Annotated in this window: 25 protein-coding genes; 13 read left to right on the top strand and 12 right to left on the bottom strand. The window is 55.1% G+C overall.

The genetic code is table 11. From position 1 onward, the window contains the following. The first annotated feature begins 5 nt into the window (after positions 1 to 5). The 11 genes from kdsD (at position 6) to yrbL (ending at position 7753) form a co-directional block, all read left to right on the top strand. A complete protein-coding gene (gene kdsD / locus DBY68_RS04435; RefSeq protein ID WP_108475144.1) occupies positions 6 to 992 on the top strand; it encodes an arabinose-5-phosphate isomerase KdsD in 987 nt (328 codons plus the stop codon). Between the two features lie 14 nt (positions 993 to 1006). Further along, positions 1007 to 1573, top strand: coding sequence for a 3-deoxy-manno-octulosonate-8-phosphatase KdsC (gene kdsC, locus DBY68_RS04430; RefSeq protein WP_108474958.1), 567 nt, complete (start codon positions 1007 to 1009; stop codon positions 1571 to 1573). Further along, the gene (gene lptC, locus DBY68_RS04425) at positions 1570 to 2145 is read left to right on the top strand and encodes an LPS export ABC transporter periplasmic protein LptC (protein WP_108474957.1); all 576 of its coding nucleotides are present in this window, start codon (positions 1570 to 1572) and stop codon (positions 2143 to 2145) included. Before kdsC ends, lptC begins: the two co-directional genes overlap by 4 nt. Next, complete coding sequence (lptA, locus tag DBY68_RS04420) at positions 2114 to 2668, top strand: lipopolysaccharide ABC transporter substrate-binding protein LptA (protein WP_108474956.1); 555 nt, start codon at positions 2114 to 2116, stop codon at positions 2666 to 2668. Before lptC ends, lptA begins: the two co-directional genes overlap by 32 nt. Before the next feature lie 6 nt (positions 2669 to 2674). Next, the gene (lptB, locus tag DBY68_RS04415) at positions 2675 to 3400 is read left to right on the top strand and encodes an LPS export ABC transporter ATP-binding protein (RefSeq protein ID WP_108474955.1); all 726 of its coding nucleotides are present in this window, start codon (positions 2675 to 2677) and stop codon (positions 3398 to 3400) included. Between the two features lie 47 nt (positions 3401 to 3447). Next, the gene (gene rpoN / locus DBY68_RS04410; protein WP_108474954.1) at positions 3448 to 4881 is read left to right on the top strand and encodes an RNA polymerase factor sigma-54; all 1434 of its coding nucleotides are present in this window, start codon (positions 3448 to 3450) and stop codon (positions 4879 to 4881) included. A 22-nt stretch (positions 4882 to 4903) separates the two neighbouring features. Further along, positions 4904 to 5191 carry a ribosome hibernation promoting factor gene (gene hpf / locus DBY68_RS04405; RefSeq protein WP_108474953.1) on the top strand — a complete coding sequence of 96 codons (288 nt, stop codon included), beginning with the start codon at positions 4904 to 4906 and terminating at the stop codon, positions 5189 to 5191. Positions 5192 to 5247: 56 nt separating this feature from the next. Continuing rightward, positions 5248 to 5736, top strand: a complete 489-nt coding sequence (gene ptsN, locus DBY68_RS04400) for a PTS IIA-like nitrogen regulatory protein PtsN (protein ID WP_108474952.1) — start codon at positions 5248 to 5250, stop codon at positions 5734 to 5736. A 33-nt stretch (positions 5737 to 5769) separates the two neighbouring features. Then, on the top strand, positions 5770 to 6624 hold the full coding sequence (rapZ, locus tag DBY68_RS04395; RefSeq protein WP_015962821.1) for an RNase adapter RapZ: 855 nt from the start codon (positions 5770 to 5772) through the stop codon (positions 6622 to 6624). Continuing rightward, on the top strand, positions 6621 to 6893 hold the full coding sequence (gene npr / locus DBY68_RS04390) for a PTS phosphocarrier protein NPr (RefSeq protein WP_015962820.1): 273 nt from the start codon (positions 6621 to 6623) through the stop codon (positions 6891 to 6893). The genes rapZ and npr overlap by 4 nt, the downstream gene beginning before the upstream one ends. Positions 6894 to 7120: 227 nt before the next feature. Then, positions 7121 to 7753 (top strand): PhoP regulatory network protein YrbL, encoded by a 633-nt coding sequence (yrbL, locus tag DBY68_RS04385; protein WP_108474951.1) that lies wholly within the window; start codon positions 7121 to 7123, stop codon positions 7751 to 7753. Here the strand turns inward: yrbL and mtgA are convergent. The 4 genes from mtgA to DBY68_RS04365 all read right to left on the bottom strand — a co-directional run bounded on the left by mtgA (position 7750) and on the right by DBY68_RS04365 (position 12814). Continuing rightward, entirely contained in the window at positions 7750 to 8475 is a 726-nt protein-coding gene (mtgA, locus tag DBY68_RS04380; protein WP_108474950.1) for a monofunctional biosynthetic peptidoglycan transglycosylase, read from the bottom strand. The two genes, yrbL and mtgA, sit on opposite strands and share 4 nt — an antisense overlap. Next, positions 8472 to 9125 (bottom strand): isoprenoid biosynthesis glyoxalase ElbB, encoded by a 654-nt coding sequence (gene elbB, locus DBY68_RS04375; RefSeq protein ID WP_108474949.1) that lies wholly within the window; start codon positions 9123 to 9125, stop codon positions 8472 to 8474. Before elbB ends, mtgA begins: the two co-directional genes overlap by 4 nt. A gap of 232 nt (positions 9126 to 9357) precedes the next feature. Further along, on the bottom strand, positions 9358 to 11694 hold the full coding sequence (gene arcB, locus DBY68_RS04370; protein WP_108474948.1) for an aerobic respiration two-component sensor histidine kinase ArcB: 2337 nt from the start codon (positions 11692 to 11694) through the stop codon (positions 9358 to 9360). 145 nt (positions 11695 to 11839) lie between these two features. Further along, a complete protein-coding gene (locus tag DBY68_RS04365) occupies positions 11840 to 12814 on the bottom strand; it encodes a TIGR01212 family radical SAM protein (RefSeq protein WP_108475143.1) in 975 nt (324 codons plus the stop codon). 683 nt (positions 12815 to 13497) lie between these two features. On the opposite strand from DBY68_RS04365, the gene gltB reads away from it, so the two are divergent. Then, entirely contained in the window at positions 13498 to 17958 is a 4461-nt protein-coding gene (gene gltB / locus DBY68_RS04350; protein ID WP_108474947.1) for a glutamate synthase large subunit, read from the top strand. Between the two features lie 9 nt (positions 17959 to 17967). Next, positions 17968 to 19386: a glutamate synthase small subunit gene (locus tag DBY68_RS04345; protein ID WP_108474946.1), complete on the top strand. Its 1419-nt coding sequence runs from the start codon at positions 17968 to 17970 to the stop codon at positions 19384 to 19386. Between the two features lie 210 nt (positions 19387 to 19596). On the opposite strand, the gene nanQ is transcribed toward DBY68_RS04345, so the two are convergent. The 8 genes from nanQ to sspA form a co-directional block, all read right to left on the bottom strand. Further along, entirely contained in the window at positions 19597 to 20061 is a 465-nt protein-coding gene (gene nanQ / locus DBY68_RS04335; RefSeq protein WP_108474944.1) for an N-acetylneuraminate anomerase, read from the bottom strand. Next, positions 20048 to 20932 carry an N-acetylmannosamine kinase gene (locus DBY68_RS04330; RefSeq protein WP_108474943.1) on the bottom strand — a complete coding sequence of 295 codons (885 nt, stop codon included), beginning with the start codon at positions 20930 to 20932 and terminating at the stop codon, positions 20048 to 20050. Before DBY68_RS04330 ends, nanQ begins: the two co-directional genes overlap by 14 nt. Continuing rightward, positions 20929 to 21618, bottom strand: coding sequence for an N-acetylmannosamine-6-phosphate 2-epimerase (locus DBY68_RS04325; protein WP_108474942.1), 690 nt, complete (start codon positions 21616 to 21618; stop codon positions 20929 to 20931). Before DBY68_RS04325 ends, DBY68_RS04330 begins: the two co-directional genes overlap by 4 nt. A 45-nt stretch (positions 21619 to 21663) precedes the next feature. Then, the gene (locus DBY68_RS04320) at positions 21664 to 23154 is read right to left on the bottom strand and encodes an MFS transporter (RefSeq protein ID WP_108474941.1); all 1491 of its coding nucleotides are present in this window, start codon (positions 23152 to 23154) and stop codon (positions 21664 to 21666) included. Positions 23155 to 23345: 191 nt separating this feature from the next. Continuing rightward, on the bottom strand, positions 23346 to 24239 hold the full coding sequence (gene nanA / locus DBY68_RS04315; protein ID WP_108474940.1) for an N-acetylneuraminate lyase: 894 nt from the start codon (positions 24237 to 24239) through the stop codon (positions 23346 to 23348). A 134-nt stretch (positions 24240 to 24373) separates the two neighbouring features. Continuing rightward, positions 24374 to 25147, bottom strand: a complete 774-nt coding sequence (gene nanR, locus DBY68_RS04310; protein ID WP_108474939.1) for a transcriptional regulator NanR — start codon at positions 25145 to 25147, stop codon at positions 24374 to 24376. A 137-nt stretch (positions 25148 to 25284) separates the two neighbouring features. Next, positions 25285 to 25776 carry a ClpXP protease specificity-enhancing factor gene (gene sspB / locus DBY68_RS04305; protein WP_015962806.1) on the bottom strand — a complete coding sequence of 164 codons (492 nt, stop codon included), beginning with the start codon at positions 25774 to 25776 and terminating at the stop codon, positions 25285 to 25287. Positions 25777 to 25780: 4 nt separating this feature from the next. After that, entirely contained in the window at positions 25781 to 26419 is a 639-nt protein-coding gene (gene sspA, locus DBY68_RS04300) for a stringent starvation protein SspA (RefSeq protein WP_108474938.1), read from the bottom strand. Between the last annotated feature and the right edge of the window lie 15 nt (positions 26420 to 26434).

The raw sequence follows: 26434 nt of genomic DNA, 5'->3' as shown, positions 1-26434 counted from the left end.
ACATTATGTCGCAAATCGATTTGCAACCGGGTTTTGACTTCCAGAAAGCCGGGAAAGAGGTGCTGGAGATTGAACGCGAGGGTTTGGCCCAGCTCGATCAATACATCAACGACGACTTTAGCCGCGCCTGTGAAAAAATCTTTTATTGCAGCGGTAAAGTCGTGGTGATGGGCATGGGAAAATCCGGGCATATTGGCCGCAAAATGGCTGCGACCTTTGCCAGCACCGGCACGTCTGCGTTCTTCGTCCATCCGGGTGAAGCCGCACACGGCGATTTGGGTATGGTGACACCGCACGATATTGTCATTGCCTTGTCAAACTCCGGTGAATCAAACGAAATTCTGGCGTTGATCCCGGTTCTGAAACGATTGCAGGTGCCGCTGATTTGCATGACCAGTCGTCCGGAAAGCAGCATGGGCCGCGCGGCGGATATCCACCTGTGCGTGAAAGTGCCCAAAGAGGCCTGTCCATTGGGTCTGGCACCGACGTCCAGCACCACCGCGGCGCTGGTGATGGGTGATGCCCTGGCGGTTGCGTTGCTGAAAGCGCGCGGCTTCACTGCCGAGGATTTTGCGCTCTCCCACCCCGGTGGCGCACTCGGTCGCAAGCTGTTGCTGCGCGTAAACGATATTATGCACACTGGCGATGAAATTCCGCGCGTCAACAAAGAAGCCTCTTTGCGTGATGCGCTGCTGGAAATTACCCGCAAAAACCTCGGTATGACGGTCATTTGCGATGAAAACATGAAGATCGACGGTATCTTCACCGATGGTGACCTGCGCCGTATCTTTGATAACGGTGCTGATTTACGTAGCCTGAGCATCGCCGATGTGATGACCCCAGGCGGCATTCGTATCCGTCCGGGTACGCTGGCCGTGGATGCGTTAAACCTGATGCAGTCGCGCCACGTTACCTGCGTGCTGGTTGCCGAGGGCGATCAACTGCTGGGCGTCATCCATATGCATGATTTACTGCGCGCAGGCGTAGTGTAAAAGGATTAAAAACAATGAGTAATGCTGTCACTTCCGTGGCAACCTGTTACGGCCCGGTGAGCACCGAGTTTATTGAGAAGGCGGCGAAAATTCGCCTGCTGATCCTTGACGTCGACGGCGTGCTGTCCGATGGCCTGATTTACATGGGGAATAATGGCGAAGAGCTGAAAGCCTTTAACGTGCGTGATGGCTACGGTATTCGCTGCGCCCTGACGTCCGGAATCGAAGTTGCCATCATTACCGGGCGAAAAGCTAAACTGTTAGAAGACCGCTGTGATACGTTAGGAATTACCCATCTTTATCAAGGGCAATCCGATAAACTTATCGCCTATCGCGAGCTGCTCGGCAAGCTCGGTTTGCAGGCCGATGAAGTCGCCTATGTGGGCGACGATCTTATCGACTGGCCGGTCATGGCGGAAGTGGGCTTAAGCGTTGCGGTCAATGACGCGCATCCGTTGTTGCTGCCGCGTGCGGATTACGTCACCCGTATTGCCGGTGGACGTGGCGCGGTTCGCGAAGTATGCGATCTCCTGTTGCTGGCGCAAGGGAAGTTAGAGGAAGCCAAAGGGCAATCGATATGAGTAAAACCAGACGTTGGGTTATTATCCTGCTTTCGCTTGCGGCGCTTATCCTCATTGGCATCAATCTGGCCAGTAACGACGATGACGGCCAGGCGGTTGTCAACGCCAATGACCCAACTTATAAAAGCGAACATACCGATACGGTGGTCTACAGCCCTGAAGGCGCGTTGAATTATCGGTTAATCGCAGAACACGTCGAGTATTTCTCCGACGACGCTATCTCGTGGTTTACCCAGCCGCGACTGACCACGTTTGACACTGACAAAGTGCCGACCTGGTCAATCAAAGCCGATAAAGCGAAGCTGACAAACGATCGCATGCTGTACCTTTACGGTCACGTTGAAGTTAACGCGCTGACCCCTGACGCGCAATTGCGCAAAATTACGACGGATAACGCCCAGATCAACCTGGTCACCCAGGATGTTACCTCTGACGATTTGGTGACGTTATACGGAACGACATTTAATTCCAGCGGCCTGAAAATGCGCGGCAATTTACGCAGCAAGAACGCCGAGCTGATTGAAAAGGTTAGAACCTCCTATGAAATTCAGAACAAACAAACTCAGCCTTAAGCTGGCGCTCGCCGGTTCTCTGCTGGCAGCCAGCCTGCCGGCACTGGCACTGACCGGTGATACTGACCAGCCGATTCATATTGAATCCGATCAGCAGTCGCTGGATATGCAGGGCAACATCGTGACCTTTACCGGTAACGTTGTTGTGACTCAGGGCAGTATTAAAATTAACGCCGACAAGGTGGTGGTGACCCGCCCTGGCGGTGAAAAGGGCAAAGAAGTGATCGACGGTTACGGTAACCCGGCGACCTTCTACCAGATGCAGGACAACGGCAAGCCGGTGAAAGGCCATGCCGCCAAAATGCATTATGAACTGCAAAGTGATTTCGTGGTGCTGACCGGCAACGCGTATCTGGAACAGGTCGACAGCAACATCAAGGGCGACAAAATCACGTATCTGGTTAAAGAACAGAAAATGCAGGCGTTTAGCGAAAAAGGTAAACGCGTAACAACCGTTCTGGTTCCGTCCCAGTTGCAGGACAAAAACAAAGACCAGGCTCCGGCACAGAAAAAGAGTAACTAATTCGTTATGGCGACATTAATTGCAAAGAACCTGGCTAAAGCCTACAAAGGCCGCCGCGTGGTAGAGGATGTCAGTCTGACCGTCAACTCCGGTGAGATTGTGGGCCTGCTTGGGCCGAACGGCGCGGGTAAAACGACGACCTTTTATATGGTAGTCGGTATCGTGCCGCGCGATGCAGGCAACATCATTATTGATGACGAAGATATCAGCCTGCTGCCGCTGCACGCCCGTGCGCGCCGCGGAATTGGCTATCTGCCGCAGGAAGCCTCCATTTTCCGTCGCCTCAGCGTTTACGACAACCTGATGGCCGTGCTGCAAATTCGCGACGACCTCACCAGCGAACAGCGTGAAGACCGCTGTAATGAGCTGATGGAAGAGTTTCACATCGAACACCTGCGCGACAATATGGGTCAATCGCTCTCCGGGGGCGAACGCCGCCGCGTCGAGATCGCCCGCGCGCTGGCCGCAAATCCGAAATTTATCCTGCTGGATGAACCGTTTGCGGGCGTTGACCCGATCTCCGTTATCGATATCAAACACATCATTGAGCACCTGCGCGACAGCGGTCTCGGCGTGTTAATCACTGACCACAACGTCCGCGAAACGCTGGCGGTGTGTGAGCGTGCGTATATCGTCAGCCAGGGGCAGCTTATCGCCCACGGCACCCCGACAGAGATCTTACAAGACGAACATGTTAAACGTGTGTATCTTGGGGAAGACTTCAGACTCTGATAGGGTAGAAGTATGAGAGAGGTTAGCCGGAGAATATCGCACTGAACATGAAGCAAGGTTTGCAATTAAGGCTCAGCCAACAGCTCGCCATGACGCCACAGCTGCAACAGGCTATTCGCTTGTTACAGCTGTCGACGCTGGAACTGCAGCAGGAACTTCAGCAAGCGCTGGAGAGTAATCCCCTGCTTGAGCAAACCGATATTCATGAAGAAATCGACACGAAAGAGACACCGGATAACGAAACGTTAGACAGCGTCGACGCGCTCGAACAGAAAGATATGCCGGAAGAGCTGCCGCTCGATGCCAGCTGGGATGAAATTTACACCGCCGGGACGCCTTCAGGTACCGGTGCTGATTACCAGGACGACGAGCTGCCGGTCTATCAGGGCGAAACCACCCAGTCTCTTCAGGATTACCTGATGTGGCAGGTGGAACTCACGCCGTTTACCGATACGGATCGCGCGATAGCCACCTCCATCGTCGACGCCGTTGACGATACCGGTTATTTGACCGTCCCGCTGGAAGATATCCTTGAAAGCATGGGTGATGACGAAATCGGTCTGGATGAAGTTGAAGCTGTGCTTAAACGGATCCAGCGATTTGACCCGGTGGGCGTCGCCGCCCGCGATCTCCGCGATTGCCTGCTTATCCAGCTCTCTCAGTTTGCCAAAGAAACGCCCCGCCTCGCCGAAGCCCGCCTGATCATCAGCGACCATCTCGATCTGCTTGCCAACCACGATTTCCGATCGCTCATGCGCGTCACCCGTCTGAAAGAAGACGTGCTGAAAGAAGCGGTGGATCTGATCCAGTCACTGGATCCGCGTCCGGGTCAGTCGATCCAGACTGGCGAGCCGGAGTACGTTATTCCTGATGTGCTGGTGCGCAAAGTCAGTGGCCGCTGGGTGGTGGAACTCAACGCCGACAGCATTCCACGTTTGCAAATTAATCAGCACTACGCGGGCATGTGTAACAACGTCCGTAACGACGCCGACAGCCAGTTTATTCGCAGCAATCTGCAGGATGCGAAGTGGCTGATTAAAAGCCTTGAGAGCCGCAACGACACATTGCTGCGCGTCAGCCGCTGCATCGTTGAGCAGCAACAGGCGTTTTTTGAGTCCGGCGAAGAGTATATGAAACCGATGGTACTGGCGGATATCGCCCAGACCGTCGAGATGCATGAGTCCACGATTTCACGCGTGACTACGCAGAAGTATTTGCATAGCCCGCGCGGCATTTTTGAGCTTAAGTATTTCTTCTCAAGCCACGTGAACACCGAGGGTGGCGGCGAAGCGTCGTCAACGGCGATTCGCGCGCTGGTGAAGAAATTGATTGCCGCGGAAAATCCCGCGAAACCACTGAGCGACAGTAAGCTGACCTCTATGCTCTCCGATCAGGGTATCATGGTGGCCCGCCGTACCGTTGCAAAGTACCGAGAGTCTTTATCCATTCCGCCGTCTAACCAGCGTAAACAACTGGTCTGACTCAACTGATAAGGAAGACACTATGCAGCTCAACATCACTGGACACAACGTCGAAATCACTGAAGCCCTGCGCGATTTCATCAACACGAAATTCGTGAAGCTGGAACAGTATTTTGAGAGGATCAATCAGGTCTATATTGTGTTAAAAGTGGAAAAATTGGCGCACATCTCGGATGCGACCCTGCATGTTAACGGGGGCGAACTTCATGCCAGCGCGGAAGGGCAAGATATGTATGCCGCGATTGATCTGTTGATCGATAAACTGGCGCGGCAGCTTAATAAACATAAAGATAAACTGAAACAACACTAATTGTCCGGGCGGTCGCCCGATGCCGGTAAAGTGTCGGGCGATGCTTAGGTGAAATTATGATAAATAACGATTCGGCTCTACAACTGAGCAATGTGCTTAACCAGGAATGTACTCGCAGTGCGGTTCACTGCCAGAGTAAAAAACGTGCGCTGGAAATCATCAGTGAACTGGCGGCAAAGCAGTTAGGTCTGCCTCCGCAGGTGGTATTTGAAGCGATTCTCACCCGCGAGAAAATGGGCAGTACCGGGATTGGTAATGGCATCGCTATTCCACACGGCAAGCTGGAAGAAGATACGCTGCGCGCCGTGGGCGTTTTTGTGCAGCTTGAAACGCCGATCGCGTTCGACGCCATCGACAATCAGCCTGTCGACCTGCTCTTTGCCCTGCTGGTGCCTGCGGACCAAACTAAAACGCACTTACATACGCTTTCACTGGTGGCGAAGCGTCTGGCGGATAAAACTATCTGCCGCCGCCTGCGCGCGGCGCAGAGTGACGAAGAGCTTTATCAAATCATCACCGAAACGGAAAACAGTGATGAAGCGTAAGGGAAATGAGTTCGTACTGAGGAGAAACGGTACATGGTACTGATGATCGTCAGCGGCCGCTCAGGCTCGGGTAAATCCGTGGCCTTACGGGCGCTGGAAGATATGGGTTTCTACTGTGTGGACAACCTGCCGGTAGTCCTGCTGCCTGAGCTGGCGAAAACGCTGGCCGACCGGGAGATCTCCGCTGCCGTCAGTATCGACGTGCGTAACATGCCGGAGTCGCCGGAAATCTTCGAAAAAGCGATGGAAAATCTGCCGGACGCATTTTCTCCACAGTTGCTGTTCCTCGATGCCGATCGCAATACCCTGATCCGTCGTTACAGCGATACGCGCCGTCTGCACCCGCTTTCCAGCAAAAACTTGTCACTGGAGAGCGCAATTGATAAAGAGAGCGACCTGCTGGAGCCCCTGCGTTCGCGCGCGGATCTCATCGTCGATACCTCCGAGATGTCGGTGCACGAGCTGGCAGAAATGCTGCGTACTCGTCTGCTGGGCAAACGCGAGCGCGAGCTGACGATGGTATTTGAATCCTTCGGTTTCAAGCACGGTATCCCTATCGATGCGGATTACGTTTTCGACGTTCGCTTCCTGCCGAACCCGCACTGGGATCCGAAACTGCGTCCGATGACCGGTCTCGACAAACCGGTTGCCGCATTCCTCGACAGGCATACGGAAGTGCATAACTTTATCTACCAGACCCGCAGCTATCTTGAGCTATGGTTACCTATGCTGGAAACCAATAACCGTAGCTATCTGACCGTGGCGATTGGCTGTACCGGCGGTAAGCACCGTTCGGTGTATGTTGCCGAACAACTGGCTGACTACTTTCGCTCACGCGGTAAGAACGTGCAGTCTCGTCACCGGACGCTGGAAAAACGTAAATCATGACCGTTAAGCAAACCGTTGAAATCACCAATCGGCTGGGCATGCATGCCCGGCCCGCGATGAAGCTGTTTGAGCTGATGCAGGGTTTTGATGCGGAAGTGCTGCTGCGCAACGACGAAGGCACCGAAGCGGAAGCTAATAGCGTCATTGCGTTGCTGATGCTGGATTCGGCCAAAGGGCGACAAATTGAAGTTGAAGCCTCTGGCCCGCAGGAAGTGGAAGCGCTGGCTGCGGTTATCGCCCTGTTTGAATCCGGGTTTGATGAAGATTAAGTAGTTCCCTTCCCCATGCCGGATGGCGGCTTTGCCATATCCGGCCTACAAAAAGCGCCTCTACCCTAAAAACGCCAATCGGCGTTTTTTTTATTGTCCCTGTACAATTTGTGCGCTTTTTAGTCCAGGATTAACCTTAGGAAAACCTTAAGATGGTTCGTTTATCTTTCATTTAAGTTTGGTGTCGATACTGGTTAATTGTCAGTAAATAATTCCAGGAGCGCGTCATGTTACATTTATCGAATCACACCCCCCTGGGCACCGGAAGACATCGTAAATGTTACGCGCATCCGGACGATGCCCAACGCTGCATTAAAATCGTTTACAACAACGACGATGGCGGCGATAAAGAGATTAAACGCGAGTTGGGCTACTACGCGCATCTCAATCGCTATCTGAAAGACTGGAGCGGTATTCCTCGCTATTACGGTACCGTTGAGACCGACTGCGGGACAGGTTACGTTTATGACGTGATCAGCGACTTTGACGGCAAGCCGTCGATCACCTTAAAACAGTTCGCTGCGGAGTGTCGCTACGAAGAAGATCTGGTGGTGCTGCGTCAGATCCTGCGTGCGTTGAAGAAGTACATCACCGAAAATCACATTGTGACCATGACGCTGAAACCAGCCAATATTCTGTGCCATCGCATCAGCGAATCAGAAGTGGTGCCCGTTATCTGCGACAACATCGGCGAATCGACCTTTATTCCACTGGCCACCTGGTCAAAATGGTTCTGTCGTCGTAAGCAGGAGCGTTTGTGGGAACGTTTTATTGCCCAGCCAGTACTGGCAGCCGCACTGAACAACAGCAAGCCGCGCGAAGAGCGCAGCACGCTGGCGCTCTCTTCTCGCAAAGCTTAATGCAGTTGGTGGCGGGTCATGAAGGATTCGCCGCCGAGCTGACGCATCTGGCGCATAATCCACGCCTGACGGCTACGCACATAGCCTGAAGGGGCATCCGCTTTAAAGCGAATCGGGTTCGGTAGTACGGCGGCTAACAACGCCGCTTCCGACATGGTCAGCCTGCTGGCGGGTTTATGGAAATAGCGCTGCGCAGCGGCTTCAACGCCAAAGATGCCTTCGCCAAACTCAGCAATATTCAGGTAAACGGTCAGGATGCGTTTCTTACTCCAGACGGTTTCGATTCCCACCGTTAGCCCCGCTTCCAGCCCTTTACGCAGCCAGCTACGACCATCCCACAGCAACAGGTTTTTCGTCGTCTGCTGCGACAACGTCGATGCGCCACGAATGCGGTTTTCGTTGCGTTCGTTATGCGAAAGCGCCTTTTCGATCGCCTGAACATCAAACCCCCAGTGCTCCGGGAATTTCTGATCTTCGGCGGCGATCACCGCCAGCCCCATCCACGGCGAAATCTCATCCATGCTGACCCAGTCGGAGTGCGCCACATAATGAAAATCGCCGCTCAACCAGGCGCTGAGCTGGCGCTCGACCATCACCGCAGAAAAGGGCACCGGCACAAAGCTGAACAGCGCGATGCCGCCACCCCAGAACAGCACCAGCAACAGCGCAACGCGCCAGACAATGCGTTTTATCCACGCCAGCGGTGAAACACGTTTGCTCATTCAGCCAGAACCAGTACGCGCGCCACCAGTTTTTCAATGCCGTCGGCAGCTTCGGCGATGTTCTGCGCCAGCATATAAGCCGGGGTGGTAACCACTTTATTGTCTTCATCAACAACGATGTCATCTACCGGACACGGCACGTGTTCCGCGCCCATCTCTTCCAGCACTTCCGCCGTATCGATATCCGTGCCGATGGTAATGCGCAGCGGGAAATCAAAAATCTTCGGTAACATCGCCGGGGCGATACACATAAAGCCGAGCGGTTTGCCCGCCTGATGCATAGCCTGCGCCAGCGCTTTCAGATTCGCGTCAACCTCGCACGCTGCCCCCTGAGTGGCAAAGTTAGAAAGGTTTTTCGCCGCGCCAAAACCGCCAGGCACAATCAGCGCATCCAGCTCTTCCGCCTGTGCGCTGGCGAGCGGACGCACATCGCCGCGCGCAATGCGCGCAGACTCGATCAGCACATTACGGCTTTCGCCCATCGCTTCTCCCGAGAGATGATCGACAACATCGAACTGACGTTTATCCGGCGCGAAGCACACGGCCTGTGCGCCACTACGGGCAATGGCCAGCAGCGTAATGGTGGCTTCGTGAATTTCAGACCCGTCATAGACACCGCAGCCGCTCAAAATAACGCCAATTTTTTTCATGATGCTTATCCCTCGCTGTAACTGACTGAAGATTATTACTCTTTCTGATTAACTCGCTATGCTTCACATATTTTGCTGATTCATGTAACAAATGTTTCAAGTTTTGCTATCTTAATCTGCGTGCAATCGTATTCATCAGGTTGTGTCTTACTAAATTCCTATTACATCTTATGGCGCAGCCACGATTTCCCTGGTGTTGGCGCAGTGTTCGCGCACCCCGGTTTAGCCGGGGTCATTTTTTTTCAGCGTTCGCCACCCAGGATTTAAGCACCGCGACATCGTGCTGCCACTCGGTTTTCATCTCTTCAACCCATTCACCGACGTTATCCCACCAGGCCGGTAAATCTGGCGACTGGATCTGCTGCCCCAACTGTTGCAGATGACGCAGGCCCACGGAACCCGCCGCGCCCTTAATTTTGTGCCCTTCCTCGACAATTCCTTTCTGATCGCGTGCGGTCAGATTCGATTCCAGCACCGCCAGATATCCCGGCATCATCTTCTCGAACACAGCCAGACCGTCGGTAATCAGCTTCGGCCCCACCAGTTCGATGTACTGCTCAAGCATCGGAATATCCAGTAACTGCTGTGATTTACCCTGCTCAGTTGGCATTGCGGTACTCTCCTCGTCGTCGGCGGTGTCCCAGAATTTTTTGATCATCGCGGTCAGGGCCGGTACTGATAACGGCTTGCTCAGCACATCATCCATTCCCGCTTCCAGATACTCTTTTTTATCTTTCAGCACGTTAGCCGTCAATGCCACCAGCGGCGGCAGGTCGTCAGCGGCAAATTTCTGTTTTAATTCGCGAGAGATATCCAGCCCGGTCATATCCGGCAGTTGAATATCCAGCAGTACCAGGTCGTATTCGCCTGGCGTAAACATCTCCAGCGCGGCCTTTCCGGTCATCGCCACATCAACGCTGTTGCCCAGTTTTTCCAGCACCGAGCGAGCAACAATCACGTTCAGTTCAATATCTTCCACCAGCAGAACGTTAAGCGCAGGCAGCGGCATATCGTCGTCGTCGAGCGTATCTTCAACTTCGTCGGCAACCGCGGGCGCGTGGACGGTCAGAATAAAGGTCGAGCCCTGGCCTGGATGACTGGAGACTTCAATATCGCCGCCCATATCGCGCGCCAGACGACGCGAGACGGCCAGGCCAATCCCGGTGCCGGTAGCCGGCTTACCGCCCTGGCTGTCTTTCACCTGATAGTACATGGCGAAGATTTTATCCTGCTCTTCCTGCGGAATACCGATACCGGAGTCGGCCACTTCAAAGTGCAGCATATCGCCTTCGTCGTAACGAACGCGTACTTCAACCTTACCTTGCTGGGTAAATTTCACCGCGTTACTGATGAGATTCCACAGAATCTGACGCAGACGCGTGCCGTCAGTGATCACTTTATGCGGCAACGGCAAACTCGGTTCCATGACGAAGCGCAGCCCTTTCTGTTGCGCCTGCAAGCCGGAAAGATTTTCTAAATCAGAGAGGAAACCGGTAAAGTCGATGGTCTGGTTATCCAGTTGAACTTTACGCCGCTCCATTTTATCCATATCAATGATATCATTGAAGATATTCCCCAATGTCACCGCTGATACATGAATCGTTTTCAGGTATTTTTCCTGCTCAGCGGTCAGGTCGGTATCAAGCAGAATACGGCTGAGGCCAACGATGCCGTTAAGCGGCGTACGCAGCTCGTGGCTGATGGTGGAGATAAAGGTGGTCTTATCGCGGCTGGCGCGCTCCAGGGCGTCCTGATAGCGCTTACGCTCGGTAATATCGCGGCCAAAGCCCATCAGACCATGGCGCTTACCGACGCGATCGTAATAAGGCACTTTACGAATTTCAAAGCAGGCTTTGCGGCCATCCGGGTAATCCAGCCACTGTTCATAGGTGAGCGAGACGTTATGACGGAAAACTTTCTCATCGGTTTCCAGCACCTTCGCCGCAGCTTCCGGCGAGTAAACGTCTTCCGGGTGCAGGTTTATAAGCTGCTTTTCACTTTTCCCGGTTAACAGCTCCATCGCCCGGTTACAGCCAGAAAACTCTTTATCCTCATTGCGATAGAAGACCAGATCGGGTGAGGCATCCAGGAACGAGCGCAGGAAAGAGGATTGTTGCTCAAGGCGGATTTGCGTCTCTTCACGCTCTTTCATCTCGACCTTCAGCTGCTCAAGCGTGGTTTCACGCTCGGCTTCCGCCTTTTCGCGGTCGCTAATTTCCTGGTTGAGCTGCGCGATGTTGTCTTTAAGTTGAACGTTAAGTTTGAGATCGCGCTCGCGCATCTCTTCGAGCTTCTCCACCAGCTTCGATAAGCGCTGGCGAGACTCTTCCAGTTGCTCGACCACCACCGATAAAAAGTAGACCGCCCATGGCGTAATCAACAGACCAAAGAAGATAGAGCGGATCACATCAATGCTTTCGACCTGGCCGTGCAGCACCATGGTCACGGCCATCTGTACCACAATGGCCAGCACCACCAGCGCAAGGGCTAATAGCATTGAAAAGCGCACCAGACCCAGCTTCATCATCAGGTCGACGTAATACTGCGCCAGTAAACGGATTTGCTTCATAGGGGGTTCCTTCACGTCATCGTCGCTCAATAATACCCAATTCTGAGCAATGCGTTGAAGGTTGTGTAAAAAATGCTGGGTTGTGCGGTCTGGTGCCCTCACCCTAACCCTCTCCCACAGGGAGAGGGAACCGATCGCATGCGGGTTAATGTTCTGCGCCGGTTTTCTCCCTCTCCCTGTGGGAGAGGGCCGGGGTGAGGGATTGCACCCACCCTCGCCCCAGCGCCGATCCCTGCGCACCATGTTCATTCAAATACTTATCCAGCTCCACCATCCCGGTCCAGCGGTTTTCGCACCACAGCGGCGCGAGCAGTGTCGGGCGACGCGCGCTGGCAGAAATGCGGTGGTAAATCACCTCGGGTGGCGTATGGCGAATCATCTCACCGGCCGTCACGGTGTAATCGTCCAGCTCAATACCGCTTAAACGCCCCGCTTCCCAGGCTTTCGCCATAATGCTGCCCTTCACGATATGCAGCGGATGCAGCTTAATGCCGTCCACGCCGGTCTCTACCACGCGTTCCAGTGTTTGCAGACATTCACTTTGCCCTTCGCCCGGCAAGCCGACGATCAGGTGGGAGCACACCTTCAGCCCGCGTTCGCGTGCCCGTCGCGTCGTGTTCTGATAGCAGGCAAAATCGTGCCCCCGGTTGATACGATGCAGCGTTTTATCGTGCGCGGTTTGTAGCCCCAGCTCCAGCCACACCTCATAACCCTGTTCTTTATATTCGGTGAGCAAATCGAGCACCGCTTCCGGTACACAGTCCGGGCGTGTACCCACGCACAGGCCGACAATATTGGCCTGACTAACGGCTTGTTGATACATAGAACGCAGCACCTGAACTTCAGCAAAGGTACTGGTATAGGCCTGAAAATAGGCAAGATAGCGTTTGGCGCGATTTACCAGGCTGGCCTGATGTTCAAGCTGCTCGGCAATTGAGCGGTACTGCTGTGCTTCGTCGGCAAAAGAGGCGACATTGCAAAATGTACAGCCGCCCCGGCCAATCGTCCCATCACGATTCGGGCAGCTAAATCCACCATGCAGCGTCAATTTATGGACCTTTTCGCCATAGCGACGTGCAAGATCCCCACCAAACATATTGACTAATTTTTGTAACTGCATAATCTGATAGACCGGCCTGTAGAAAGGGGCCAAGCCTGCCATTTTTAGTCTCGATCGGCGATGACCTGGATCAATCGCCCGGTAGACCTTTATCTTATTGCATAAACACTCAAAATCAATGCAATTTCATTCATCGCCAAACCGATTACTTTTGCTTATATACGCCGCTTATTTTGCTTTAATCCGCCTCTCGAAGAAAAACAGAGTGATCCTATACCCGCACAACCATTGCCAGTGTTATGTGCTACTTTAAGCGGTAAATTCAGCACAGGACGTTTATCACAGCGCTTCCAGATAGTGAGTCAGATCACACTCCATCCGCACCTGTTTCGTGGTTAATACAATGTAAAAAATGGATAAAAACCATAAATATCATTGAATTAAGCCTTCTATAGCACATTTTTAGATAAATAAGTTTGCCATTTGACCTGTCTACGGATTCCCGATAAGTTGGAAATCCGCTGGAAGCTTTCTGGATGAGCACTCAGCTCATCATATTTATGCAGTAATTGAGATTCCCTCTGAAGCAAGTCCTCAAACTTGTTTGACCTGCGCGAAAAGGCAAAAGAGGGCGAATGCGAGATTGGTCATTGAACGACCCAATCCCGTCGCCATGCTCTTTCTGCGCCCGTGCGCAATCGGTGTCGGAGTGAGTCACGTAGAGCCTGGGGAGGTTCACTGATATGTTGTACGATAAATCCCTTGAGAGGGATAACTGTGGTTTCGGCCTGATCGCCCACATAGAAGGCGAACCTAGCCACAAGGTAGTGCGTACCGCCATACACGCACTGGCCCGCATGCAGCACCGTGGCGCAATTCTCGCTGATGGTAAAACTGGCGATGGTTGCGGGTTGCTGCTGCAAAAACCGGATCGTTTCTTCCGCATCGTCGCGGAAGAGCGCGGCTGGCGTTTAGCTAAAAACTACGCCGTCGGGATGCTGTTCCTCAATCAGGATCCAGACAAAGCCGCCGCATCGCGCCGCATCGTTGAAGAAGAACTGCAACGTGAAACGCTTTCGATTGTTGGCTGGCGCGATGTGCCGACCAACGAAGGCGTGCTCGGTGAAATCGCCCTCTCCTCGCTGCCCCGTATTGAGCAAATTTTTGTTAATGCCCCGGCTGGCTGGCGCCCGCGCGATATGGAACGTCGTCTGTTCATCGCCCGTCGCCGCATCGAACAACGGCTGGTGGAAGACAAAGAGTTCTACGTTTGTAGCCTGTCGAACCTGGTGAACATCTATAAAGGTCTGTGTATGCCGGCAGATTTGCCGCGCTTCTACCTGGACCTTGCAGACCTGCGTCTGGAATCGGCCATCTGCCTGTTCCACCAGCGCTTCTCCACCAACACCGTGCCGCGCTGGCCGCTGGCACAGCCGTTCCGCTATCTGGCGCACAACGGTGAAATCAACACCATCACCGGTAACCGTCAGTGGGCGCGCGCGCGTACCTATAAATTCCAGACGCCGCTGATCCCTGACCTGCACGACGCTGCGCCATTTGTTAACGAAACCGGCTCTGACTCCAGTTCGATGGATAACATGCTCGAACTGCTGCTGGCAGGCGGGATGGATATCGTGCGTGCGATGCGTCTTCTGGTTCCGCCAGCCTGGCAGAACAACCCGGATATGGATCCGGAACTGCGCGCGTTCTTCGATTTTAACTCCATGCACATGGAGCCGTGGGATGGCCCGGCGGGCATCGTGATGTCCGATGGTCGCTACGCGGCCTGTAACCTTGACCGTAACGGCCTGCGCCCGGCGCGCTACGTCATTACCAAAGACAAGCTCATCACCTGCGCCTCCGAAGTCGGGATCTGGGATTATCAGCCCGACGAAGTGATGGAAAAAGGCCGCGTTGGGCCCGGTGAGCTGATGGTGATCGACACCCGCAGTGGCCGCATTCTGCACTCAGCAGAAACCGATAACGACCTGAAAAGCCGCCATCCGTACAAAGAGTGGATGGAGAAAAACGTCCGCCGTCTGGTGCCATTTGAAGATCTGCCGGACGAAGAGGTCGGCAGCCGCGAGATGGACGATGACGCCCTCGCCAGCTACCAGAAACAGTTTAACTACAGCGCGGAAGAGCTGGATTCGGTTATTCGCGTGCTGGGCGAAAACGGCCAGGAAGCAGTCGGTTCAATGGGCGATGATACCCCGTTTGCCGTCCTTTCCAGCCAGCCGCGTATTATTTATGACTACTTCCGTCAGCAGTTTGCGCAGGTAACCAACCCGCCAATCGACCCGCTGCGTGAAGCGCACGTCATGTCGCTGGCAACCAGCATTGGCCGCGAAATGAACGTCTTCTGCGAAGCGGAAGGCCAGGCACATCGCCTGAGCTTCAAATCGCCGATCCTGCTGTTCTCTGATTTTAAACAGCTCACCACGATTGCAGATGAGCACTATCGCGCAGACACGCTCGATATTACTTATGACGCGACTGAAACCTCGCTCGAGGCAACAGTAAAAGCGCTGTGCGATAAAGCTGAAGAGATGGTGCGTAACGGCACCGTCCTGCTGGTGCTTTCTGACCGCAACATTGCCAAAAATCGTCTGCCGGTTCCGGCACCGATGGCGGTCGGCGCGGTTCAGGCGCGCCTGGTAGAGAAAAGCCTGCGCTGCGATGCCAACATCATCGTGGAAACCGCCAGCGCCCGCGACCCGCACCACTTCGCCGTGCTGCTGGGCTTCGGCGCGACGGCTATCTATCCGTACCTCGCCTACGAAACGCTGGCGAAACTGGTCGATACCAAAGCGATCGATAAAGCGTATCGCACCGTGATGCTGAACTACCGTAACGGCATCAACAAAGGTCTGTACAAAATCATGTCCAAAATGGGCATCTCGACCATTGCCTCTTACCGCTGTTCAAAACTGTTTGAAGCGGTCGGGCTGCACGACGATGTGGTTGCGCTGTGCTTCCAGGGCGTGGTCAGCCGCATTGGCGGCGCGAGCTTTGAAGACTTCCAGCAGGACCTGCTGAACCTGTCGAAACGCGCCTGGCTGGCACGTAAACCGATTAGCCAGGGCGGCCTGCTGAAGTACGTTCACGGCGGTGAATATCACGCCTATAACCCGGACGTGGTGCGCACGCTGCAACAAGCGGTTCAAAGCGGCGAATACAGCGACTATCAGGAATACGCGAAGCTGGTCAACGAGCGTCCGGCGGCAACGCTGCGCGATCTGCTGGCTATCACGCCGGGTAGCGACGCCGTCAGTATTGATGAGGTCGAACCGGCAACTGAGCTGTTCAAACGCTTCGATACCGCGGCGATGTCTATCGGTGCATTAAGCCCGGAAGCGCACGAGGCGCTGGCGGAAGCGATGAACAGTATCGGCGGCAACTCTAACTCCGGTGAAGGCGGTGAAGACCCGGCGCGTTACGGCACGAATAAAGTGTCGCGCATCAAGCAGGTGGCTTCCGGCCGCTTCGGCGTCACGCCGGCGTACCTGGTCAATGCCGACGTCATTCAGATTAAAGTCGCTCAGGGCGCGAAGCCGGGCGAAGGTGGTCAGTTACCGGGCGATAAGGTCACTCCATACATCGCCAAACTGCGCTATTCGGTGCCGGGCGTGACGTTAATCTCGCCACCGCCGCACCACGATATCTACTCTATCGAGGATTTAGCACAGCTTATTTTCGACCTGAAACAGGTCAACCCGAAAGCGATGATCTCCGTGAAGCTGGTTTCCGAACCGGGCGTCGGCACCATCGCTACGGGTGTGGCAAAAGCCTATGCAGACCTGATCACCATCGCCGGTTATGACGGTGGTACGGGGGCAAGCCCGCTGTCGTCGGTAAAATATGCAGGGTGCCCGTGGGAACTCGGCCTGGTGGAAACCCAGCAGGCGCTGGTTGCCAACGGCTTACGTCATAAAATTCGTTTGCAGGTCGATGGTGGCCTGAAAACTGGCGTCGATATTATCAAAGCGGCGATTCTCGGCGCGGAAAGCTTCGGCTTCGGCACCGGCCCGATGGTGGCGCTCGGTTGTAAATACCTGCGAATTTGCCACCTGAACAATTGCGCGACGGGTGTTGCAACTCAGGATGACAAACTGCGTAAGAACCACTATCACGGCCTGCCGTTCAAAGTGACCAACTACTTTGAATTTATCGCCCGTGAAACCCGCGAGCTGATGGCGCAGCTTGGCGTGACACGTCTGGTGGATCTGATTGGCCGCACCGACCTGCTTAAAGAGCTGGACGGTTTCACCGCCAAACAGCAGAAGCTGGAGTTGTCTCGACTGCTGGAGACCGCCGAGCCACATCCTGGCAAGGCGCTCTACTGCACTGAGAATAACCCGCCGTTCGATAACGGTGTGCTGAACGCGCAACTGCTGCAACAGGCAAAACCGTTTGTCGATGAGCGCCAGAGCAAAACTTTCTGGTTCGATATTCGCAATACCGATCGCTCCGTGGGCGCGTCGCTCTCCGGCTATATCGCGCAAACGCACGGCGACCAGGGTCTGGCGGCCGATCCGATTAAAGCGCACTTCAGCGGCACCGCAGGCCAGAGCTTCGGCGTCTGGAACGCGGGCGGCGTAGAGCTGTACCTGACCGGCGATGCCAACGACTATGTCGGTAAAGGCATGGCGGGCGGTCTGATTGCGATTCGTCCTCCGGTGGGTTCCGCCTTCCGTAGCCACGAAGCGAGCATCATCGGTAACACCTGCCTGTACGGCGCGACCGGCGGTCGTCTGTACGCTGCTGGGCGCGCGGGTGAACGTTTTGCGGTGCGTAACTCCGGGGCAATCACCGTCGTAGAAGGCATAGGCGACAACGGTTGTGAGTACATGACCGGCGGCATCGTCTGCATTCTGGGTAAAACCGGCGTTAACTTTGGTGCGGGTATGACCGGCGGCTTCGCCTACGTTCTGGATGAAAGCGGCGATTTCCGCAAACGCGTTAACCCGGAACTGGTGGAAGTGCTGGACGTTGACTCTCTGGCAATCCATGAAGAGCACTTGCGCGGACTGATTACCGAACATGTCCAGTTGACCGGTTCACAGCGCGGTGAAGAGATCCTGGCGAACTGGCCGGCGTTCTCCGCGAAGTTTGCACTGGTTAAGCCGAAGTCCAGCGATGTCAAAGCACTGTTGGGTCACCGTAGTCGTAGCGCAGCAGAGCTGCGTGTGCAGGCGCAGTAAGGGGTCATCATGAGTCAGAACGTTTATCAATTTATCGACCTGCAACGCGTTGATCCCGCTAAGAAAGCGTTAAAGATCCGCAAGATTGAGTTTGTTGAAATTTACGAGCCATTTTCAGAAGGGCAGGCCAAGGCGCAGGCAGATCGCTGCCTCTCCTGCGGCAACCCGTACTGCGAATGGAAATGCCCGGTACATAACTACATCCCGAACTGGCTGAAGCTTGCCAACGAGGGGCGTATTTTTGAAGCGGCAGAACTGTCGCATCAAACCAACACTCTGCCGGAAGTGTGTGGGCGCGTTTGCCCGCAGGATCGTCTGTGCGAAGGTTCTTGTACTCTGAACGACGAGTTCGGCGCGGTCACCATCGGCAACATTGAGCGCTATATCAACGATAAAGCGTTCGAAATGGGCTGGCGCCCTGACCTGACCGGCGTGAAGCAGACTGGCAAGAAAGTCGCGATTATCGGCGCGGGCCCGGCGGGCCTGGCGTGTGCTGATGTGCTAACGCGCAACGGTGTCAAAGCGGTTGTGTTCGACCGTCATCCGGAGATCGGCGGCCTGCTGACCTTTGGTATTCCGGCTTTTAAGCTTGAAAAAGAGGTGATGACCCGTCGCCGCGAAATCTTCACCGGTATGGGCATTGAGTTCAAACTGAATACCGAAGTAGGCCGTGACGTCCAGCTTGAGACCCTGCTGAGCGACTACGACGCGGTGTTCCTCGGCGTCGGCACGTATCAGTCGATGCGTGGCGGGCTGGAGAACGAAGACGCTTCTGGCGTGTTTGATGCGCTGCCGTTCCTGATTGCCAATACCCGCCAGATCATGGGCTTTGGTGAGAATAAAGATGAGCCTTACATCAACATGGAAGGTAAACGCGTGGTGGTGCTTGGCGGTGGCGATACCGCGATGGACTGCGTACGTACCTCCGTACGTCAGGGCGCAACGCATGTTACCTGTGCTTATCGTCGTGATGAAGAGAACATGCCAGGCTCACGCCGCGAAGTGAAAAACGCGCGTGAAGAGGGCGTAGAGTTCCAGTTCAACGTACAGCCGTTGGGCATTGAAGTGAATGCTAACGGCAAGGTGAGCGGCGTGAAAATGGCGCGTACCGAAATGGGCCAACCGGATGATAAAGGTCGCCGTCGTGCGGAAATCGTCCCGGGCTCCGAGCACGTAGTTCCGGCAGATGCTGTAGTAATGGCGTTTGGTTTCCGCCCACACAGCATGGAATGGCTGGCAAAACACAGCGTCGAACTGGATTCTCAGGGCCGTATCATCGCCCCGGAAGGCAACGAGAACGCCTTCCAGACCAGTAACCCGAAAATCTTCGCCGGTGGCGACATCGTGCGTGGTTCAGATCTGGTGGTGACCGCCATCGCCGAAGGCCGTAAAGCGGCTGAAGGGATCATGAACTGGTTGGAAGTGTAAATCCTGCCTCAGCGCCGCTTGCCTGGAAAGGGAGGCGGCAACAGGAAATTTGGCAGACAGAGTCTGCCAAATCAGATAGCTGAAAAAGTGCACTTTGTTTTTGCCGGATGCGGCGTAACCGCCTTATCCGGCCTACAAAACACTCCAGATTCAATACATTGCAGAAAACTTGTAGGCCGGATAAGCGCCAGCGCCATCCGGCTTTTTTTATCACGCGAGCAAGCTGGCGCGGACTTTAACCACCGTTTTTTTGATATCTCGCGATAGCGCCACGTTACACCCCGGTTTATGCGGCTCTCCCGGCATAAACACGGCGAACATTCCCGGTTTTAAGGTCACCGTTTGCTCATTCTCAATGGCAGAACAAAGCTGGTAATCCTCATCAGCATGTAGCTCTTCGCACTGTCGTGCTGTTCCTGCCACACCGAACAGGATCCGTTCTTCTCCACTCAGCAAAAGCTGGATATCCACATACTGCACATGCAGCTCCGCTTTTTTGCTTGTGGCTGGCTGTGTGGGGAATGCCATCACATTCATAAAGATGTCATCACCGCGCAGCTCATAACGCCCTGGCGATTTCTCTTGCGGGCGGGCAGTTAACGCCAATGCTAACGCCTCAACCAAAACGGGGTGTAACCCCGCAGAGTCCAGCGACTGAATTTCACCTGTTACCATTTTTTTCTCCCTGGGCCAACAGCGCGGCTCCCAGTAGTCCCGCGTCATGCCGATAGTGCGCGGATTGTAAGGTAACCTGATAAACGGCAGGCTCCTGTGCCAGACAGCCCTCCACCTGCGCCAGATACCTTTCCGCTAGCCCAACGCTGCCGCCAATGACCACACACTGGCAATCGGTTGTGGCTTTTACATCAGCGATTAATCTCGCCAGTGTCTGTGCCGAGCGGTGAATGAGCTGTAGCGCCTGCTTATCGCCCTGTCCCGCGCGAGTGAAAATTGCTTTGGCATCGCATCCTGCGAGTTCACCTTCTGCCGCAGCCGCAATCCCGCGCCCTGAAGCAATGGCTTCTACGCAGCCCCGACGACCACAGCCGCACATCGGCCCGTTAGGATCGGCCAGCGTATGACCCAAATGCCCGGCCAGACCGCCCGTTCCGGCGATCAGTTTGCCGTTGCTTATCACACCGCCTCCCACCCCCGTGGAGACGGTGAGGAAAACCATGTCACGATAATTGCCATGCAGGGCATGATATTCCGCCCATGCCGCCGCCTGTGCATCATTCACCGCCAGCGTCGGCAATCCGGTTATCGATTCCAACGTTTTCGTGAGCGGGAAATTCAGCAAGCCGCCCAGATTAAGCGGGTTAATCGCCAGCAGTAAGCCATCCCGAATAATACCGGTTGAGGCGATGGCCACCCGCGTGGCACGGTGGAAAAGGGGTTCTACCAGCGCCTGCAACGCTGCCCGTAGCGCATCGGGCGTTTTGCTGGCGGGTGTGGGGAGTTCGCGACGTTCAAGCAGGTTCAGCGCGTCATCAACCAGCGCGGCGGCCAGCTTGGTGCCACCAATATCAATTGCCAGCGTGGTCATAGCACCGCCTTTTTTAACGCCGTGTTATACCACTGGCAGATGTGTTCCAGCCGCGTAATCGCGGAGCCGACCGTGACCGCCCACGCGCCGTGACGCATCGCTTCTGCCGCCTGTGCAGGCGTGTTGTAGCGCCCTTCAGCTATCACCCGGCAACCGGCGTCGCTTAATGTTTTTACCAGCGCAAAGTCAGGTTCTTCTGGCGTTTCAGGCGTCGTGTAACCCGAAAGCGTGCTGCCGATAATATCTGCCCCCCATTGCTGACAGGCCATGCCGTCTTCAAATGTTGAGCAGTCGGCCATCGCCAGCAAACCGTGCTGGTGAATCTGCGCCAACAGTGCCTCTACACTCGCCGGGCGTACACGGTCGGTACCATCCACGGCGATAATGTTAGCTCCAGCCTGCGCCAGCGCATCGACGTCTTCAGGGAACGGGGTAATACGCACCGGGGAATTATCCAGATCGCGTTTGAGAATGCCGATAATCGGGATCGACACGAGCGGACGGGTGGTACGTAAATTCGCCACACCTTCAATACGCAACGCGACGGCCCCCGCCTGCTCCGCCGCCAGCGCCATCGCGGCAACGATGTCGGGTTTATCGAGCGGGCTATTGGGTACCGGCTGGCAGGAGACAATCAGTCCGCCGGATTGCGCAATACTGTTATTCAGTTGTTCAAGTAAAGACATCATCATATCCTCGGTAAAACGCCCGGCATGCGCCGGGCTCCCTGGTTAACTTTTACTTTTTACTAACCCGCTTTTATTCGCGCCAAACGGTACGGCACCGCTGAACGGTTTTCCGTCGATGGCATCATGAGTACGTAGCGCTTCCGGGCGGATCCAACGCTGAACGCGCGTGGGCATATCAAGACCGATCAACAGGATCACCACAAACGTCAGGCTAAAGGAGAGCGAGCCCAGCGCAGTACCCAGATCCAGCCGTTGGGCGATCAACGCCCCGAGGATCGGTGCCAGCGCGCCGCCTAACGCCCCGACGTTGTAAGTAAAGCCGAGCCCTGCCGCACGTTGATCTGTTTCGAAATACCCACCAATCAGTTTCGGTAAGATCCCCGAGATCCCCTGCCCCAGCATTTGCTGGAAAAAGAGCAGAAAACCGAGCACCCACACGCTGGAGCCGCCAATCGCAAACACTGGAATGATCAGCAACTGCGAAGCCAGCAGGCTACAGACGTACGCTTTACGGGTACCCAACCAGTCACCGAGGAACCCGCCCACGCAGCAGCCTACCGCCGCGCCAAATCCACTGAAGAACAGGACGTTCGCCACCGTATGCGGATCATAGGCCAGCTCGGTTTTCAGATAGGTCGGCAGCAGTGCCTGAATCGGCCAGGAGTAGAGGAACGCAAACAGCACAACCACCATCAGCATGACACCAGTCGGCCAGCGTTTACCGCTGCTTTGCACCATAAAGCTGATAAAGATAATGGCGCAGACCAGACCCAGCAGCGCCACCAGCCCGGCAATACGCGCTTCACCCGCAAAGCAGTACCACAGCGACGCCCCTGCAACACAGGTCATGATGATATTCATGACCCGGTACTGGCCGCGATAGAGGATATCGACCATCGTGCGTACCGGAGCTTTGCCTTCGTGTTTCGCTTTCCAATCTTCCGCTTCCGGGATGTTTTTACGCAGCCAGAGCGCAAAGACAATAGGTACGATGCCGATGAAAAACAGCGCGCGCCAGCCCCAGACGGGTACCACCAGGCTGTAGACTTGTGCGGCAACGACGGCACCGACAGAGAAGCCAGAAATCAGGAAGCCGCTGGCTTTATTGCGTAGCTGTTTCGGCCAGCTTTCAATCACATAGGTCGCGCTGGAACCGTATTCCCCCGCCATCCCCATGCCGATCACCAGACGGGCGATAAACAGCGAGGTGTAGCCCGGAGCAAAGCCGCAGGCGAGCGTGCCCGCCGAGAAAAGAATAATGCTGGTGACCATCGCCAGGCGGCGGCCATAGCGGTCACCCATTGCGCCCAGCATCAGACCACCGAACCAACGTGAGATAAAGGCGGCGGAAATCAAACTTGCCGCCTGTACGGTGGTTAAACCGAATTCACCCTGCACTTCGGTTAACACCAGGGCGATTAAGACAAAATCAAAACCATCAAGCAAATACCCCAACCAGGCGGCGGAAAAAGCCCGCCATTGTGCCCGATTGAGATGGCGATACCACGGGATATTCTGGGTTGTTGTACTCATGGTGATTCTCCCGCGGTGGGCTTATGCCCACGCGCTTTGGTATGAATGTGTTTGGATGCATGCGGTTCCCGCCTCACCCCGGCCCTCTCCCTCAGGGGGAGGGAGAAAACCTGCGCAGTTCTTAAAGCTGGGTACATACCGTCCCCTCTCCCTTGAGGGAGAGGGTTAGGGTGAGGGGAGCGGCCAATAACTCAGCCCCGCTCCTGCATCAGCTTCTGCGCCAGCGATTTCAGCTCCGGCAGGTATTTCTCGTCCACCGGGGCGAACGGTTTGCGGCACAGCGGTACAGCGACCACATCCATGTAATGCAGAACCGTTTTCAGCCCGCGGAAGACACCCACTTTGATCAGCAGGTCAATGACCTTGTTGCATTCGCGCTGCAATTGCTGTGCCTTTGCGATGTCGCCCTCTTTTAGCGCCTGCGCGATCCCCATGTAGCGCCAGCCCATGATGTTGTAGGTGCTGCCGATCCCACCGTCGGCTCCCGCCAGCAGGCCAGAGGCAAAGATCTCGTCGTAGCCGTTGTAGAGCACCAGCTCCGGATGCGCGCGGCGGATCTGTTCCATCTGATATAGATCGCCTGAGGTTTGTTTCAGCGCGCCGACGCCCGGTAACGTCACCAGCGTGTTGATTTGATCCAGCGTCAGTTTTACACCACTCAGCACCGGAATGTTGTAGACCACCATCGGTAATCCATCAGCCGAGTCGATAATTGCGCGATAGTGATCGCAGTGTTCTTCAAAACTAAACGGGTAGTAGAACGGCGTCACTGCAGATACCGCATCGAAACCATACCGTTTTGCCGCAGCCGCCAGTTGCTGGCTTTCCGCCGTGCTAACGCAGCCAACATGAGCAATCAGAGTGATTTTCCCTTTCCCCTCTTCCGCCACGATTTCAAGCACTTCCTCACGCTCGGCCAGGCTCTGGATAAACGCTTCCCCGGTAGACCCACCTACATAAACGCCATCAACACCCTGCTCGATGTTAAAACGTACCAGCCGACGCAGGCTCTCTTTATCAATCTTTTGCTGGGCGTCGAAAGGAGTGAGAAGCGCGGGCATTACGCCCCGTAAGTTGCTAGCCATACATACCTCGTAGTGATGTTTAATCGGATTAACTGTGTACCTTTATACCTGTTATACCAGATCACTTTTGCAGCAGCGTAATACGGAAAGCTTATTGTGCGATTGACTTCACTAAATCGATCGCCAGCATGGGATCACTTACGGGATTTTTTAGCTTTGCCGAAGGCGTGCCAGGTGGCAGAGACGCTGTTGAGGTGGGTTTGCAAAGCACGATCTGCTTCATCCGGATCGTGGGCGCGAATGGCGTCAACAATGGCGATATGCTGTTGATAGCTCACGCTGTTGTGCTCGTGGAGTTCCTGATCCGCGACTTTCGGGCGGGCGGCAATCAGCCAGTCGAGAAGCGCGACGTGGATTGCCATAAAGATAGGGTTGCCGGGAATTTCCGCCAGCACGCGATGGAAGTCGACGTCCGAGCGGATAAACTGCGCATTATCATCCAGCGCCTGGCTGTTGATCTCCAGCGCTTTCACCAGCAGCGCAATTTGCTCATCGGTGGCGTGTTCGGCGGCATAGCGCACCAGGCTTGATTCAAAGAACAGACGAAGTTGTTCGAAGTGTGCGATACCGCCAGGATGCGAGAGAAAATCTTTCGCCATGCCGGAGAGCTCGCCAATGATGGTGTCCGCCGACGGGCGCGATACGCGCGCGCGCTCACCGTTGTTAATCTGCACCAGCCCTTTGCGTTTCAGCGCAGCCAGCGCTTCCCGCACCGAGGGGCGACCAACGTTGAAGAATGCCATCAGTTCGCGCTCAGACGGTAACTGTTCCCCCTCGCCAAACTCACGACGGCGGATCATCTGTTCCAGCTCTTCTTCCACCATCTCAGACAGTTTTTTACGCGCCAGCGGGCGGCGGCGCAGGCTGTTGCCGATGGTGTCTTCTGAGTTAGAGTCAAATGCGCTCATAGGTACCGTTTAACCTGGAAAGATGAGGAAATTTCACTGAATTTTCATCATATCACAAAATGTGAGGCTGAAATGAGCACAGAGGGATGGACGGTGGATGAAAAAAAACAGATCCGTGCGGATCTGTTTTTAGGGGGTTACTTCACGACGCGAAGCGCCGGGCGGCCACCGCGCGGCGGCGGGGTATCGTCCGGATCGGTGTCGTCATCGTGATCTGGCTTATCACCGTCGATGACCGACATCACCGTTTCATTTTCAACCACTTCGAGGTCGTCGTTGTAGCCTTCCGCATCTTCGTCGTAGGCCGTTTCCGGTTCGAACATGGTGCCTGCACCGTTTTCACGTGCGTAAATAGCCAGCACGGCGGCCAGCGGCACGGAAACATTGCGCGGAACGCCGCCGAAGCGGGCGTTGAAGCGAACTTCATCGTTCGCCAGCTCCAGGTTGCCCACCGCGCGTGGCGCGATGTTCAGGACGATCTGGCCGTCACGGGCGTACTCCATTGGCACCTGAACGCCTGGTTGCATGACATCAACGACCAAATGCGGCGTAAGCTGGTTGTCCAGCAGCCACTCGTAAAACGCACGAAGCAGATACGGGCGGCGCGGAGAAAGCTGTGACACATCCATTCAATTAACCCCGGCCAAGGCGCATTTCGCGCTCGGCTTCCGTTAAGGAGGCAAGGAAAGAATCACGTTCGAAGACGCGGGTCATATAGCCTTTCAGCTCTTTCGCACCCGCACCGACCATTTCAATGCCCATCACCGGCAGACGCCACAGCAGCGGCGCCAGGTAGCAGTCGACCAGACTGAACTCATCGCTCAGGAAGTACGGCTTCTGGGTGAAGACCGGCGCAATCGCCAGCAGCTCTTCACGCAGCTGTTTACGCGCAGCGTCAGCCTGAGCCGCAGAGCCCGTCATCACGACGTTCATCAGCGTGTACCAGTCTTTCTCGATACGTTGCATGTACAGACGGCTCTCACCGCGAGCAACCGGGTAAACCGGCATCAGCGGTGGATGCGGGAAACGCTCATCCAGGTATTCCATAATGATGCGGGATTCCCACAGAGTCAGTTCGCGATCTACCAGTGTCGGAACGCTTTGATTCGGGTTGAGGTCAATCAGATCCTGCGGTGGATTGTCCTTTTCCACGTGCTCTATCTCAAAGCTGACACCTTTTTCAGCCAGCACGATGCGGACCTGATGGCTATAAATGTCAGTAGGACCAGAAAACAGCGTCATTACCGAACGTTTGTTGGCAGCGACAGCCATGAAAACCTCCAGGTA

This window comes from Pseudocitrobacter sp. RIT415 (assembly GCF_003057695.2).
Lineage (GTDB): Bacteria > Pseudomonadota > Gammaproteobacteria > Enterobacterales > Enterobacteriaceae > Pseudocitrobacter > Pseudocitrobacter faecalis.
Note: the sequence above shows the minus strand (reverse complement) of the source record. Positions and strands in the feature narration are given on the sequence as shown.